12 protein-coding genes are annotated in these 14,230 nt (G+C 61.5%); 8 read left to right on the top strand and 4 right to left on the bottom strand.

Translation table 11 applies throughout. The annotated features are described in order from the left end of the window. Positions 1–15 precede the first annotated feature (15 nt). From queA to ACXAG8_RS02450, 3 genes are all read left to right on the top strand, one after another. Positions 16–1,062 (top strand): tRNA preQ1(34) S-adenosylmethionine ribosyltransferase-isomerase QueA, encoded by a 1,047-nt coding sequence (gene queA, locus ACXAG8_RS02460; RefSeq protein ID WP_475221863.1) that lies wholly within the window; start codon positions 16–18, stop codon positions 1,060–1,062. A 106-nt stretch (positions 1,063–1,168) separates the two neighbouring features. Beyond that, complete coding sequence (locus ACXAG8_RS02455; RefSeq protein WP_475221862.1) at positions 1,169–2,440, top strand: MFS transporter; 1,272 nt, start codon at positions 1,169–1,171, stop codon at positions 2,438–2,440. 107 nt (positions 2,441–2,547) lie between these two features. After that, complete coding sequence (locus ACXAG8_RS02450) at positions 2,548–3,126, top strand: DUF924 family protein (RefSeq protein ID WP_475221860.1); 579 nt, start codon at positions 2,548–2,550, stop codon at positions 3,124–3,126. Here ACXAG8_RS02450 and ACXAG8_RS02445 read toward each other — a convergent pair. Beyond that, a complete protein-coding gene (locus tag ACXAG8_RS02445; protein WP_475221859.1) occupies positions 3,123–3,557 on the bottom strand; it encodes a hypothetical protein in 435 nt (144 codons plus the stop codon). The genes ACXAG8_RS02450 and ACXAG8_RS02445 overlap by 4 nt on opposite strands. 215 nt (positions 3,558–3,772) lie before the next feature. Here ACXAG8_RS02445 and lpdA point away from each other — a divergent pair, with 215 nt between their 5' ends. Then, entirely contained in the window at positions 3,773–5,167 is a 1,395-nt protein-coding gene (gene lpdA / locus ACXAG8_RS02440) for a dihydrolipoyl dehydrogenase (RefSeq protein ID WP_475221857.1), read from the top strand. 148 nt (positions 5,168–5,315) lie between these two features. On the opposite strand, the gene ACXAG8_RS02435 is transcribed toward lpdA, so the two are convergent. After that, the gene (locus ACXAG8_RS02435) at positions 5,316–6,701 is read right to left on the bottom strand and encodes a dipeptidase (protein ID WP_475221855.1); all 1,386 of its coding nucleotides are present in this window, start codon (positions 6,699–6,701) and stop codon (positions 5,316–5,318) included. A gap of 343 nt (positions 6,702–7,044) precedes the next feature. On the opposite strand from ACXAG8_RS02435, the gene hemA reads away from it, so the two are divergent. From hemA to ispG, 3 genes are all read left to right on the top strand, one after another. Further along, positions 7,045–8,268 (top strand): 5-aminolevulinate synthase, encoded by a 1,224-nt coding sequence (gene hemA, locus ACXAG8_RS02430; protein WP_475221853.1) that lies wholly within the window; start codon positions 7,045–7,047, stop codon positions 8,266–8,268. Positions 8,269–8,396: 128 nt separating this feature from the next. After that, the gene (locus ACXAG8_RS02425) at positions 8,397–9,611 is read left to right on the top strand and encodes a helix-turn-helix domain-containing protein (protein WP_475221852.1); all 1,215 of its coding nucleotides are present in this window, start codon (positions 8,397–8,399) and stop codon (positions 9,609–9,611) included. Positions 9,612–9,690: 79 nt separating this feature from the next. Beyond that, complete coding sequence (gene ispG, locus ACXAG8_RS02420; RefSeq protein ID WP_475221851.1) at positions 9,691–10,812, top strand: flavodoxin-dependent (E)-4-hydroxy-3-methylbut-2-enyl-diphosphate synthase; 1,122 nt, start codon at positions 9,691–9,693, stop codon at positions 10,810–10,812. An 89-nt stretch (positions 10,813–10,901) separates the two neighbouring features. Here the strand turns inward: ispG and ACXAG8_RS02415 are convergent, their stop codons facing one another. Next, entirely contained in the window at positions 10,902–11,660 is a 759-nt protein-coding gene (locus tag ACXAG8_RS02415; RefSeq protein WP_475221849.1) for a DsbA family protein, read from the bottom strand. Continuing rightward, on the bottom strand, positions 11,660–13,042 hold the full coding sequence (locus tag ACXAG8_RS02410) for a M48 family metalloprotease (RefSeq protein WP_475221848.1): 1,383 nt from the start codon (positions 13,040–13,042) through the stop codon (positions 11,660–11,662). Before ACXAG8_RS02410 ends, ACXAG8_RS02415 begins: the two co-directional genes overlap by 1 nt. Between ACXAG8_RS02410 and ACXAG8_RS02405 the strand changes: the two genes are divergently transcribed. Continuing rightward, positions 13,041–14,213 carry a pyridoxal phosphate-dependent aminotransferase gene (locus ACXAG8_RS02405; protein ID WP_475221846.1) on the top strand — a complete coding sequence of 391 codons (1,173 nt, stop codon included), beginning with the start codon at positions 13,041–13,043 and terminating at the stop codon, positions 14,211–14,213. The genes ACXAG8_RS02410 and ACXAG8_RS02405 overlap by 2 nt on opposite strands. The last annotated feature ends 17 nt before the right edge of the window (positions 14,214–14,230 follow it).

Raw genomic sequence — 14,230 nt, 5'->3', positions numbered from 1 at the left:
CGTTATGGCGCGGCCATGAAGCTTAGCGATTTCGATTTTCACCTGCCCGAGGCCCTGATCGCGACCCGGCCCGCCAGCCCGCGGTCGTCGGCGCGCATGCTTGTCGCCCAGGGCGATGATATTCACGACCAGCATGTGTCTGACCTGCCCGGTTGGCTGCGCCCGGGTGACCGGTTGGTTCTGAACGATACGCGCGTGATTCCGGCCCGGCTGAGCGGTCGGCGTCACCGGCACAGCGCGCAAGGTGCGGTTTCGGCCGGGATCGAGGCGACCTTGCTGGACCCGCAGGCCGATGGAACATGGGCCGCGCTGATCAAGCCGCTCAAAAAGGTGAAGCCGGGCGAAGAGATCGTGTTTTCAACCGATCTCAGCGCGGAACTTGAGCGGGTCGAGCAGGGTCAGGCCTTTCTGCGGTTCAACCTGACCGGCGATGATTTCGACGCGGCGCTGGAACAGGCCGGGGCCATGCCTCTGCCGCCCTATATCGCGGCCAAACGCCCGGCCGACGCGCAGGACAAGACCGATTACCAGACCGTCTGGGCCAAGCATTCGGGCGCGGTGGCCGCGCCGACCGCGTCACTGCATTTTGACGCGGACCTGCTGCAATCGCTTGCCGCGCGCGGTGTCGGCATGACCCATGTCACCCTGCATGTCGGGGCCGGGACATTCCTGCCGGTCAAGGTCGAGGACGTGACCACCCACAAGATGCATTCCGAATGGGGGCGCGTCAGCCAACAGGCCGCAGAGGAAATACGCGCAACGCAGGATGCCGGGGGACGGGTGATACCCGTTGGCACCACCGCCTTGCGCCTGATCGAAAGCGCAGCCCGCAGCGGCAGGATCGAACCATGGGAGGGCGATACGGATATCTTCATCTATCCCGGTTTCCAGTTCCATGTGACCGACGCGCTGATGACAAATTTCCACCTGCCCAAATCCACTTTGCTGATGCTGGTATCGGCGCTTATGGGGCAGGACCGGATGCGCGATGTGTATGATCACGCGATCAACCGGCAGTATCGCTTCTTTTCCTATGGGGATGCGTCGCTTTTGATCCCCTGAAGGGCGCGTTCACCCGACCTTATTCATCAAATGTCGTAGACAAGCGCGACCATGGCGGTTTTGATCCGATACCGCCAAGGAAGTCAGACAGTTTTCGGAGGCCCCGATGATTCAGGTTCTTTCCAGCGCGTGGGCGTTGCTGCTCGGTATGGGGTTGCTGATGGTCGGCAACGGGTTGCAGGGCACATTGCTGGGCGTGCGCGGCGAAATCGAAGGGTTCTCGACCCTTCAGATGTCCTTTGTCATGTCCGCCTATTTCGTTGGCTTCCTCGGCGGGTCGCGCCTTGCGCCCGAAATGATCCGGCGCGTCGGGCATGTTCGGGTCTTCGCGGCGCTGGCCTCGTTCATCTCGGCGGTCATGATCATGTACCCGATGCTGACGGACCCGATCGCATGGTCCCTGGGGCGGGTGCTTATCGGGTTCTGTTTCTCGGGCGTGTATGTGACGGCCGAAAGCTGGCTCAACAACGCGGCCAGCAACGAGAACCGGGGACAGGCGCTGTCGCTGTACATGATCGTGCAGATGACCGGTATCGTCAGCGCCCAGGCGTTGATGCTGGTCGGGGACCCGGCCGGGTACGAGACCTTTGTCATCGCATCGGTCCTGGTTTCGGTGTCCTTCGCGCCGATCCTTCTGTCCATTTCACCGACACCGGCCTTTGACACGACCAAACCCATGACGCTGCGCAAGCTGATGGATACCTCGCCGCTGGGCTGCGTGGGCATGTTCCTGCTGGGCGGCATCTTCTCGGCCCAATTCGGCATGAGCGCCGTCTACGGTGCCCAGGCGGGCCTGACGCTGGTCGAGATTTCGACCTTTGTCGCCGCGTTCTATGTGGGTGCAGTGCTGCTGCAATACCCGCTGGGATGGATATCGGACCGGATGGACCGTCGCCTGCTGATCATCCTGATCGCCATTGTCGGCGGGGTCGGCGCAATCATCGGGATGCTTTACGGAACCAATTTCTCGGTGCTGCTGGCTGGGGCATTCCTGATCGGCGGGATGACCAGCCCGCTCTATTCGCTGCTGATCGCCTATACCAACGACTACCTGGAATATGACGATATGTCCGCTGCCTCGGGTGGGCTGGTCTTTATCAACGGGCTGGGCGCCATCGCCGGTCCGCTGATCACCGGCTGGCTGATGGGCAATGCGGGTCTGGGGCCGGCGGGGTTCTTCCTGTTCATCGCGGTCCTGATGCTGGTCATGGCGGTATACGCCCTGTACCGGATGACCCAGCGGGCCTATGTCCCGGTTGACGAAACCGGCGCGATTGCTCCGATTTCGCCGACCTCGTCGCCGGTTGCGCTTGAGGTCGCCCAAGAAGTCGTCATCGAGGCCGCCCAGGACGAGCTGGATGCGCAGGAACCAGCCTGAGCGCCGGAATTATGTCGTCAGTGTTGCAATATGTTACTGTAACATTTTTGTAAAACGGACTTATATGACCTTACGCCCCTGGGGAGGGCAACGACGGAGTCAAGGGCATGGTTGGTCCTGAAGATGTACTGAGTTTCTGGTTGGATGAGGTCGGCCCCGAGGGGTGGTACCTGCAGGATGACGCGCTGGATGCGCAGATCCGGGACCGCTTTCTCGAAACCTGGCGGGCGGCTTGCGATGGCAAGTTTTCGCTGTGGCTGACATATCCCAGCGGATCGCTGGCCTATATCATCCTGATGGACCAGTTCCCACGAAACATGTTCCGCGGCAGCGCCCGCGCTTTTGCCTCGGACAAGGTTGCCCTTGCCGCCGCAAAATGCGCGGTCGACAAAAGCTGGGACCTCAAGATCGATGAACCGGCACGGCAGTTCTTTTACTTGCCGATGATGCATTCAGAAAGCCTGTGTGATCAGGAACGCTGTGTGCGCCTGATGTGCGAACGCATGACGCAATCGGGCCCCGGCAACCTTTTGCATGCCCGTGCACATCGCGAAGTGATCCGCAAATTCGGCCGTTTCCCATACCGCAATGCGGCGCTGGAGCGGCCAACAACCGAGCTTGAAGCCGTCTATGTCAGCAATGGTGGATACGGCGCGACCGTGCGCGAATTGCAGGCCGCGGGTTAAGACGCAGGTTCGCAGCCACGCACCGTCAGGACACGGTCGGTGACGGTATCGGCGGTCGTCGTGATGGCGTAATCAATCAGGTCCTCGGGCTTTTCGGCCAGACCCGCCAGGCGTTCCTGTGCCGTGGACATGCGGTCCTCCAGCCCATCAAGGCGCGCAAGGGTTGCGTTCAGCTTTTGCGCGGTTGCACTGTCCGCCACGCCGCCTTGCGACCGGATTGCGTCCAGATCACTGCGCAGAGCGGCCAGTTCCCCGCGAATTCCCTGGGCCTGATCCTTCAACGGCGCAACGACCTGAAGGTTTTCTGCGAATCCCGCGCGAATGTTTTCGACCGATTGGGCCAGCTTCCACCCCAGAAACAGGCAAAGTGCCAACAGGATGAGGGTTGCGTTCAGCAGGGCGAGCAAAAGGTCTTTGAGTGTCTTGGCCATGACATCCCTCTTGGAAATCAATTGAAATCACAGTCCCGACGGCGCGGGGCAATCCCGTTCTAGCCGCTGACAATTCGCGGGTATAGGCTGAAATCCCTCTGTGCGGCACAATCTTACCTAGCGTCACATATGTCGCGCCGAGCGATATTGATGCGTGCGGAAAATTAGTTTAACGGTAAACTAGTTTCTGAACCGACTTGCGCCGAGAGGGACCCATGGCTGCACAATCTTTTGATCTGATCGTAATCGGGGCGGGCCCCGGCGGCTATGTCGCGGCAATCCGCGCGGCGCAGCTGGGCCTGAAAACAGCCGTGGTCGAACGCGAACATCTTGGTGGCATCTGCCTGAACTGGGGCTGTATCCCGACCAAGGCGCTGCTGCGGTCCTCGGAAGTGTTTCACCTTATGGAACGCGCCAAGGACTTTGGTCTGACGGCCGACAAGATCGGGTATGACCTGGGCGCCGTCGTCAAACGCTCGCGCGGGGTCGCGGCGCAGCTTTCCGGCGGTATCGGCCACTTGCTGAAAAAGAACAAAGTGACCGTCGTGATGGGCGAGGCGACGATCCCCGCCAAGGGCAAGGTCAGCGTCAAAACCGACAAGGGCAGCGAAGAGCTGACCGCAAAGAACATCGTTCTGGCCACCGGTGCGCGCGCGCGCGAACTGCCCGGGCTCGAAGCCGATGGCGATCTGGTCTGGACCTACAAACATGCTCTGCAACCCCCGCGGATGCCGAAAAAGCTGCTTGTGATCGGCTCGGGCGCAATCGGGATCGAGTTTGCAAGCTTCTACAACACGCTGGGGGCCGACACGACCGTGGTCGAGGTCATGGACCGCGTGCTGCCGGTCGAAGACGCCGAAATCAGCGCCTTTGCCAAGAAGGCCTTTGTCAAACAGGGCATGACCATCATGGAAAAGGCGATGGTCAAGCAGCTCGACCGCGCCAAGGGCAAGGTAACGGCCCATATCGAAAGCAAAGGGAAAACCGAAAAGCACGAGTTTGACACGGTGATTTCGGCGGTGGGCATTGTTGGAAATGTCGAGAATCTGGGGCTTGAGGCCTTGGGCGTGAAAATCGACCGGACCCATGTCGTCACAGATGCATACTGCCGCACCGGCGTGGATGGCCTGTATGCCATCGGCGATATTGCCGGGGCGCCGTGGTTGGCCCACAAGGCAAGCCACGAAGGCGTAATGGTCGCCGAACTGATCGCAGGCCAGCACGCCCATCCCGTCAAACCCGAAAGCATCGCCGGCTGTACCTATTGCCAGCCGCAGGTCGCGTCTGTCGGATATACCGAAGCCAAGGCCAAGGAATTGGGTTACGACATCAAGGTTGGGCGGTTCCCGTTCATCGGCAATGGCAAAGCCATCGCATTGGGCGAACCCGAGGGGCTTATAAAGACCGTGTTTGACGCCAAAACGGGCGAGCTGTTGGGGGCTCATATGGTTGGCGCCGAGGTGACCGAGCTTATTCAGGGCTACGTGGTCGGGCGACAGCTGGAAACCACGGAAGAAGACCTGATGAACACCGTTTTCCCGCATCCCACATTGTCGGAAATGATGCATGAAAGCGTGTTGGACGCTTATGGGCGCGTGATTCACATGTGATCCGATGGCTGTGCCAGGCGGGGGCTCTGCCCCCGTCGCGCAGGCGCGACTCCCCCGGGATATTTATGGCCAGATGAAGAGCGGGATCCTCACTTCATCTGGCTGAAAATATCCCGGAGCGCGAGGCAGAGCCTCGCTGAAACCCTGCTTACCTGGACAAGGCGTCGAGGATTCGGGCCCAGGACCGGATACCTTTGTGAAAGCTCTTCACGTCGTATTTTTCGTTGGGCGAATGAATGGCGTCGTCGTCATTGGCAAAGCCGATCAGCATGGAATCCAATCCCAGTTCGCTGTTGAAATAGCCCACAACCGGGATCGAGCCGCCCATACCGGTAAACACGGCCTCGCGGTCCCATTCGTCGGACAGGGCGCCGCGCGCGGCCTCGAATTCGGGGCGGTCAAGGTTCATCACCGATGCGGCGGCCCCTTCAAGATCGTTGTCCCATTCCACTTTCGCGTCGGGCGAAAGCCGGGTTTCGACATGGTGCCGTATCCTGGTTCGCAGTTTATCGGGGTCCATGTCTCCGACAAGGCGACAGGTGATTTTGCAATGGGCCTGCGACGGGATAACCGTTTTCGAGCCCGCGCCGTTATATCCGCCCCACAGCCCGTTGACCTCAAGCGTCGGTCGGGCCCATTGCTGTTCGAGCGTGGAATACCCCTTTTCGCCATGCGGTTGGGTGTACCCGACCGAATTCAGGTATTCGCTCTCGTCAAAGCCGCAGGTTTCCCATTGCCGGAGTTGGTCTGCCGGAACCTCGTGAACCCCGTCATAGAATCCATCTACCGCGACGCGGCCGGTCTGCGGGTCGTGGAACGAGGCCACGATCCGTGAAATTTCGCGCAGCGGGTTCAGGCCCGGTCCGCCGTAATGGCCCGAATGCAGATCGATGCGGGGGCCGGTGATGGTGAACTCATCCTTGAGCATTCCGCGCAGTTGCGACGCGATCGAGGGAACGCCGCGCGATACCATCGATGTGTCGCAGACCAGCGCCAGGTCAGCTTGCAGCATGTCGCGGTTTTGTTGCAGGAACGGAACCAGCGAGGGCGAGCCGGATTCCTCCTCGCCTTCGAAAAAGAATGTCAGGCGGAAGGGCAGGGAGCCATGCACCGCTTTCCAGGCACGGCAGGCCTCGATGAATGTCATCAACTGGCCCTTGTCGTCAGATGCGCCGCGCCCGCGGATGACCTGCCCGGCCGCGGTGTCCTCTAGCGCCGGGTCGAACGGGTCGCGGGTCCACAAGTCCAGCGGGTCCACTGGCTGCACGTCGTAATGGCCATAGAACAACAGGTGCGGCTTGGCATCGTCCTGCCCGACCTGTCCGACCACCATCGGATGTCCCTGCGTGGGATGTTTGCGCGCCGTGATGCCCAGGCTTTGCAGATCCGCCACCAGCCAGTCCGCTGCCTGGTCGACCTTGTCCTTGTAGGCCGGATCGGTCGAGATTGACGGGATTCGCAAGAACTCCATCAGCCGGTCGATCGAGGGGGCAAGATCGGCGTCGATCCTGTTCAAGACAGCGTCAAGCGACATGCGGTATTTCTCCTGCGTTGGGATGGTGACACGCGCGACCCTAGCAGCGGCAGCGCCGCCGTCCAGTCCTGCGCGGGCGGAAATCCGTTCCTTATCGGAAACCTGCGCCTGATTTCCGTCCGGGGGCTGCGGCGTTTCCTCACGTCTAATTGCCTTTACGTGGCTTGCCGGACATGACCTGAGCGGATATTTGATGCAAATCAAAGTTGTGATACCTGCCTGCACGTTAGGCAGGTGGCCTAAAGTAGGCGCAGATGTTCACGGAAATTTCGGTTATACTGAGCATCACCAAATAACGCCTGACCGCGCCGGACACAGCGGTTGGGTTATGAAGGAGGGTCCGTTGGACTATACTGCTCAGCTCGATACTGCGATTGCCAGGCTGCATGACGAAGGACGTTACCGGACCTTCATCGATATTGAACGCTCCAACGGCCATTTCCCTCATGCGGTGCGGACCTGCCCGGATGGCTCACAGCAAAACGTGACCGTCTGGTGCGGCAACGACTATCTTGGCATGGGGCAGCATCCGGTCGTGCTTGAGGCCATGCATGATGCGATTGACGCCGCCGGTGCCGGCTCGGGGGGGACGCGCAACATCTCGGGGACAACCGTTTACCACAAACGGCTTGAGGCGGAATTGGCCGACCTTCACGGCAAGGAATCGGCCCTGCTGTTCACCAGCGCCTATATCGCCAACGACGCCACGCTGAGCACGTTGCCCAAGCTGTTTCCCGGTCTGATCATTTATTCCGACGCGCTGAACCATGCCTCGATGATCGAAGGGGTGCGGCGCAATGGCGGGGCCAAGCGTATCTTCCGCCACAATGACGTGGCGCATCTGCGCGAGCTGCTTGAGGCCGACGATCCCGCAGCGCCCAAGCTGATTGCCTTTGAATCGGTCTATTCGATGGATGGCGATTTCGGCCCCATCGAACAGATTTGCGACCTTGCGGACGAATTTGGTGCCTTGACCTATATCGACGAGGTTCACGCAGTTGGCATGTATGGCCCGCGCGGTGGCGGCGTGACAGAACGCGATCGCCTGGCGCATCGGATCGACATCATCAACGGAACCCTGGCTAAGGCCTATGGCGTGATGGGCGGCTATATTGCGGCCAGCGCAAAAATGTGTGACGCCGTGCGGTCTTACGCGCCGGGGTTCATCTTTACGACCTCGCTTCCGCCGGCGGTTGCCGCCGGGGCGGCGGCCTCGGTTGCGTATCTCAAGCGCGCGCCGGAACTGCGCGCACAACATCAGACCCAGGCCAATGTGCTCAAGCTGCGGCTCAAGGGGCTGGGCATGCCGCTGATCGACCATGGCAGCCACATCGTGCCTGTCATTGTCGGCAACCCGGTTCACACCAAAAAGCTGAGCGATATGCTGCTGGATGATTACGGCATCTATGTTCAGCCGATCAATTTCCCGACCGTGCCCCGCGGGACCGAGCGCCTGCGCTTTACCCCGTCGCCGGTTCATGGCCCGAACGAGATGAACCGTCTGGTTCAGGCGATGGACGAACTTTGGTCACATTGTGCGCTAAATCGCGCCGAACTTGCCGGATAAGCTCAAACCGAAGTGTGCAACGTGTTTGACGCGTGTTAAGCTTACGCTAACAAAAGTACGGGACGAATCGTTTTGGGTACGATTCGCCGTTGGCGTGAAACGCGCGAAGGCAGAATGGGGCAGCAGGGATGATTGGGCGCAGATCACAGCGCGAATCCGACGATGATGTGAACGTCAGGCCAAAGGGCTACGACGATTACGAAGTACGCCTTGGCGACACGATGCGCGGCGAACGCGCCACCATGGGCAAATCGCTGCTGGATGTGCAACGCGAACTGCGGATCAAGGCCAATTACATCGCTGCCATAGAAAACGCCGACCCTGATGCGTTTGATACACCCGGCTTTATCGCCGGGTATGTGCGTTCCTATGCCCGGTATCTGGGCATGAACCCGGATGAAACCTTTGCGACATTCTGCGAAGAAAGCGGTTTCGAAGTCGCGCATGGGATGTCGGCCGAGGCATCGGTCGTCAAAAAGGCCGCAGGTGACCTGCCGTCGCGCGGCCCGATGGGGCGTGATCCGTTCATCTCGCCCAATACGCCCTATGTGCCGGGCAAGGAATCCGTTCTCAGCCAGATTGAACCGCGCGCCGTTGGGTCGTCGCTGGTGTTGCTGGCGCTGATCAGCGGCATTGGCTATGGCGGCTGGACCGTTCTGAACAAGATCCAGCAGGTTCAGGTGTCGCCGGTCGAACAGGCCCCGGTCGTATTGTCCGATCTGGATCCGCTGGACCAGGTGCGCAGCCCGACGGATGAGGCTGAACTGGCCGGGTCCTCTCTTCCCAGTGCCGAGGCGCTGGATCGTTTGTACCGGCCACAGGCGCTGGATGTTCCGGTGCTGGTCGCGCGGGATGCCCCGATCTCGACGCTGGACCCGCGGACCGTTGGCACCTTCCTGCCGCCGGAACTGCCCGAGGTGCAGGTGGCGGATGTGCATACTGTTGAACGCTCGGCCCTGCCGCAGGTGGTCGAGCAGTTGGACACCACATTGCGCATTGTCGCGGTGAACCCGTCCTGGATGCGGGTCACGGCAGCGGATGGCAGCGTAATCTTCGAAGGAACGCTGGGCACCGTCGAACAAGGCAGCACCTTCGAAGTGCCCCTGACCGAAGAGCCGCCGCAATTGCGGGCGGGCGCGTCGGGGGCCGTGTATTTCTCGATGAATGGCGAACATTTCGGCCCGGTCGGTGCGCCGGGAACCGTGACCAAGGGCGTGGTCCTGTCCAAGGACGCCGTTGCCGACCGGTTCGAGGTCGCCGATCTGGAATCCGACCAGAACAGCGCGCTGAAACAACTCGTCGCCGAGTTGAAGACCCAGGCGACTCAGGCCCCGACCGAGTGATCTTGCCATTGCAGCAGCGCCGCTGCCGGACTATCTAAAGGCGTAACGGCGCAACTCAGGCAGACGCGGACCCGCATTCATGTCTCTTAATCACGTACGCCCCTGGCGTGACATCTATCGGCGCAAGTCTCGTCAGATCATGGTTGGCAACGTCCCGGTTGGCGGCGATGCCCCGATTGCGGTCCAGACCATGACCAATACGCTGACGACCGATGTGGCCGCCACCGTCGCGCAGGTTCAGGCCGCGGCCGAGGCCGGAGCGGATATCGTGCGCGTATCCGTCCCCGATGAGGCATCGTCGGCCGCGCTGAAAGAGATCGTGCGCGAAAGCCCGGTGCCAATCGTGGCAGATATTCATTTTCACTATCGCCGCGGGATCGAGGCCGCCGAGGCCGGTGCGGCCTGCCTGCGGATCAACCCCGGCAATATCGGCGACGAAAAGCGGGTGAAAGAGGTGATCGCGGCGGCGCGCGACCACAATTGCTCGATCCGTATCGGGGTCAATGCCGGAAGCCTGGAAAAGCACCTGCTTGAGAAATACGCAGAACCATGCCCCGAGGCGATGGTCGAAAGCGGGTTGGAACATATCCGCATTCTCGAAGACAACGATTTCCACAACTTCAAAATCAGCGTGAAGGCCAGCGACGTCTTTTTGTCGGCGGCGGCCTATCAGGGGATCGCCGAAGCCACCGACGCACCAATTCACCTTGGCATAACCGAGGCGGGCGGGCTGGTCTCGGGCACCATCAAATCGGCCATTGGCCTGGGCAACCTGCTGTGGATGGGGATCGGCGACACGATCCGCGTCAGCCTTTCGGCCGATCCGGTCGAAGAGGTCAAGGTAGGCTATGAAATCCTGAAATCACTGGGCCTGCGCCACCGCGGGGTCAACATCATCTCGTGCCCGTCCTGCGCGCGCCAGGGCTTTGACGTGATCAAGACGGTCGAAGCGTTGGAGCACCGGTTGGAACACATCAAGACACCGATGTCCCTGTCGATCATCGGTTGCGTGGTGAACGGCCCCGGCGAGGCGCTGATGACCGATGTGGGCTTTACCGGCGGCGGGGCCGGGTCGGGCATGGTCTATCTGGCGGGCAAGGCCAGCCACAAGATGTCGAATGACCAGATGATCGATCACATCGTGGATGAGGTCGAAAAGAAAGCCGCCGAGCTGGATGCCGCTGCTGAGGCGGCCGAGTAGGGCGCGACCGCGCGGCCGGACGCGGCGCCCAATCTTGCACTGTAATCAGCCTGTGTTGGGGCGGCAGGGGGCCGCCCCGGTTTGTTGTGTCAGCCCTGTTCGGCGCGAACAGTGTCGGCGATTTCCTGCATCTGGTCAGCAGGCAGATAGCCGCGCAACATTTCCGTTCCCAACACGAAAGAGGGTGTGCCCGAAATGTTCATGCGCTGCGCCAGCGCGCGGGTGCGGTTGATTTCCTCTGATACGTCATCGCTGTCCATCGCTGCCAGAATCGCATCGCTGTCCAGCCCAAGCCCGTCCGAGATCCGGCGCAGGGTGACGTCGGACACGTCGCCACTGAATTCCAAAAGCGCGTCATGTACCTGTTTATAGGCATCGTCGCCCGCGACCTGCTTGGTTGCCACGGCAAAGCGCGCGGACGTGACGGATGCATCGCCAAGGATCGGAAGTTCCTTGATCACAAGCCGAATATTGCCGTCCTCAGCCAGCAGGCTGGCCACTTCGGGCACGGCACGGCGGCAATAGCCGCAGCGGTAGTCCATGAATTCCACCAGCGTGATGTCGCCATCGGGGTTGCCGCCGACCCAGCTGTAGCCATCGTTGAACAACTCATCGGCATTCTCGGCCACCAGGGTCTTGTCCGCCTGCGCGCCCGCGGCGGCCTGGCGTTGTTCCAGGATCGTGATCGCCTCGACGATAACTTCGGGGTTTTCAAGCAGATAGTCCCGCACCTGTGCCCCGAACTCGGCCTTTTCCGCGTCGCTCATCGCGCTCAGGTCCAGCGCCTGCACGGGGGCGGACATCAGGGAAAGCCCCAGCAGGGCCGGCGCAGCGTGTCTGAGGATCATTACCTTTTCCTTTTCGACTTTTTCTCTAGGTCTTCGGCGGCAATCAACACATCCTGCGCCCTTTGCCAACCCGGTGAGCCGACGGGCAGTTGCGCAACGGCCCGCCTTGCGTGAATTCCGGCGTCGGACAGACGCCCCAGCAGGGCATACCGCTCGGCTGTGACGGTCGCGGCCATGCCATTGTTTCCGACCTTGGCATAAGCCGCACCGAGGTCCTGCATCAAGCGCGCATTTCGATAATCACGCGCTCGTGCTTTTTCCAGCGCCTCCAGCGCGGCTTTGGTTTGCCCATTCGCAAGCAGGGCCCGGCCATATCCCGCCAGGATCAGCGGATCGCGCGGGGCCAGGTCGACCGCCTTGCCATAGGCCGTGACAGCCTGCGAGACGCGGCGGTTTTCCAACAGGATCTGGCCTTTCAGCTCGTAATAGAACGGATCATCGGGGCGGTGGGCCAGCGCGCCGTCTATTGCCGCCTGTGCGCTGGCAAGGTTGCGGTTCTGGTGATGGGCGGCGGCCTCGCGCATCAGGCGAATATCGGGGTGGGTCTCGTCCATGGCGCGGCGCAGGGTCCAGCCCGGTGCGCGCAGAAAGGCGGACAGCTTTCCCTTGATACGGGCAAACCAGTAATCCGCGTTCTGGTTCTGCTGTGCCTGGTCGCCGAATTCGTCCAGAAAGGCTTCGGCCGCGCGCAGGCGCTCGCGGCTGGTCGGGTGCGAGCGCATATACGGGTCTTGGTTGGCGCTGCTCAGCAGCTCTTGCCCGGCAAATTTTCGATGCAGCGCCACCAATCCCCCCGGCGAAATACCGGCCCAGCGTAGGTAGCTGGCGGCGCTGCGATCGGCCGAGGCTTCCTCGGCCCGCGTGTGGCCCAGAAAGCTGCGCAGAGCGGATGCGGATGTACCGGCCGCGATCCCCGCCGCCGCTTCTCCGCCACCAGCGGCTGCCGCAATCAACGCCATCGCGGTTCCGAAGGTGGCGGCACGCTGCGCAGCCCTGAGGTTCTCGGTCCGCCGGGCCAGATGGCCGTTGGCGATATGGGCGGCCTCGTGCGCGATGACGGCCTGCAGCATCTCGGGGGTGTCGACGCCAAGGATCAGGCCGTAATTGACGTAGATTGTGTTGTAGTCGATGACAAAGGCGTTGAACGCGCCATCATTGACCACCAGAACGCGCACCCGGTTGGTGTTCAGCCCCGCAGCCCGCAGGATCGGAAACGCAAGCTCGCGCAGACCATGTTCGATATCCGGATCCCGTATCAGGCTTTGCGCGGCACTTTGCGCCGCCATTGATATCCAGACCGCAGCGGTCAGTATCAGGGCCGGGATTGACGCCAGCCGGGATACACGTTCAAAAGCCATGCCAGCAACATGGGAGATGGGCATGCGAAACTCAACCCGGTCCGGGGTCGATCCTTTTATCGTGATGGACGTGATGGAGGCCGCGCGCCGCGCCGAAGAGGCCGGACGGCACATCATTCACATGGAGGTCGGCCAACCCGGAACCGGTGCGCCCAAAGGCGCGGTTGCCGCGTTGGCAAAGGCCATGGACCAGGGGCCGTTGGGTTATACGGTGGCGTTGGGCCTGCCTGCGTTGCGCCAGCGCATCGCCCGGCTTTACGGCGAATGGTACGATGTGGACCTGAACCCCGAACGGGTCGTGATTACGCCGGGCTCATCGGGCGGTTTCCTGCTGGCCTTTACGGCGCTGTTCGACAGCGGCGACCGGGTCGGCATCGGCGCGCCGGGCTATCCGTCCTATCGGCAGATTCTCAGGGCGCTGGGGCTGGTGCCGGTCGATTTGCCCACGGCGCCGGAAAATCGCCTTCAGCCCGTGCCTGCGGATTTTTCCGGGCTGGATTTGCAGGGCCTGATGGTGGCCTCGCCGGCCAATCCGACCGGAACGATGCTGGACCATACTGCGATGGGCGCCTTGATCGAGGCGGCACAGGGGCAGGGCGCGTCCTTTATCAGCGACGAAATTTACCACGGGCTGGAATACGAGGCCAAGGCGGTCACCGCGTTGGAACTGACGAATGACTGTTATGTCATCAATTCCTTTTCCAAGTACTTCTCGATGACCGGTTGGCGCGTCGGCTGGATGGTGGTTCCCGAGGACCAGGTGCGCGTGGTCGAGCGAATTGCCCAGAACATGTTTATCTGCGCACCGCATGCCAGCCAGGTTGCCGCGCTGGCCGCGATGGATTGCCAGGACGAACTGCAAAAGAACCTGAGCGTCTATCGGGAAAACCGGGACTTGATGCTGACGGGGCTGCCGCAGGCCGGGTTCACCCGGATTGCCCCGCCGGACGGCGCCTTTTACGTCTATGCGGATGTGTCCGACCTGACCGATGACAGCCGCGCTTTTGCCGCGGAAATCCTGGACCAGGCCGGGGTCGCGGTCACGCCCGGGCTGGATTTCGACCCCCTGCGGGGCCACACGACCCTGCGGTTTTCCTATGCCCGGTCAACAGAGGATATCCGCGAAGGACTGGCACGGTTGCGCAGCTTCATGGCCAAACGTGTACCCCGGACCGTCGCGGACTCCGGGGCCTAAGGGCGTTCACAAAACCC

Source organism: Ruegeria sp. ABD4_443 (genome assembly GCF_056160865.1).
The sequence above is the reverse complement of the archived record's forward strand: the minus strand, read 5'-3'. Positions and strand labels throughout refer to the sequence as shown.

Coding starts and splice junctions, on each gene's coding strand:
- ACXAG8_RS02410 (WP_475221848.1), bottom strand. CDS start 13,042: ATGCCCATCTCCCATGTTGCTGGCATGGCTTTTGAACGTGTATCCCGG.
- ispG (WP_475221851.1), top strand. CDS start 9,691: ATGTCTCTTAATCACGTACGCCCCTGGCGTGACATCTATCGGCGCAAG.
- ACXAG8_RS02455 (WP_475221862.1), top strand. CDS start 1,169: ATGATTCAGGTTCTTTCCAGCGCGTGGGCGTTGCTGCTCGGTATGGGG.
- lpdA (WP_475221857.1), top strand. CDS start 3,773: ATGGCTGCACAATCTTTTGATCTGATCGTAATCGGGGCGGGCCCCGGC.
- ACXAG8_RS02435 (WP_475221855.1), bottom strand. CDS start 6,701: ATGTCGCTTGACGCTGTCTTGAACAGGATCGACGCCGATCTTGCCCCC.
- ACXAG8_RS02445 (WP_475221859.1), bottom strand. CDS start 3,557: ATGGCCAAGACACTCAAAGACCTTTTGCTCGCCCTGCTGAACGCAACC.
- ACXAG8_RS02425 (WP_475221852.1), top strand. CDS start 8,397: ATGATTGGGCGCAGATCACAGCGCGAATCCGACGATGATGTGAACGTC.
- queA (WP_475221863.1), top strand. CDS start 16: ATGAAGCTTAGCGATTTCGATTTTCACCTGCCCGAGGCCCTGATCGCG.
- ACXAG8_RS02415 (WP_475221849.1), bottom strand. CDS start 11,660: ATGATCCTCAGACACGCTGCGCCGGCCCTGCTGGGGCTTTCCCTGATG.
- ACXAG8_RS02405 (WP_475221846.1), top strand. CDS start 13,041: ATGCGAAACTCAACCCGGTCCGGGGTCGATCCTTTTATCGTGATGGAC.
- ACXAG8_RS02450 (WP_475221860.1), top strand. CDS start 2,548: ATGGTTGGTCCTGAAGATGTACTGAGTTTCTGGTTGGATGAGGTCGGC.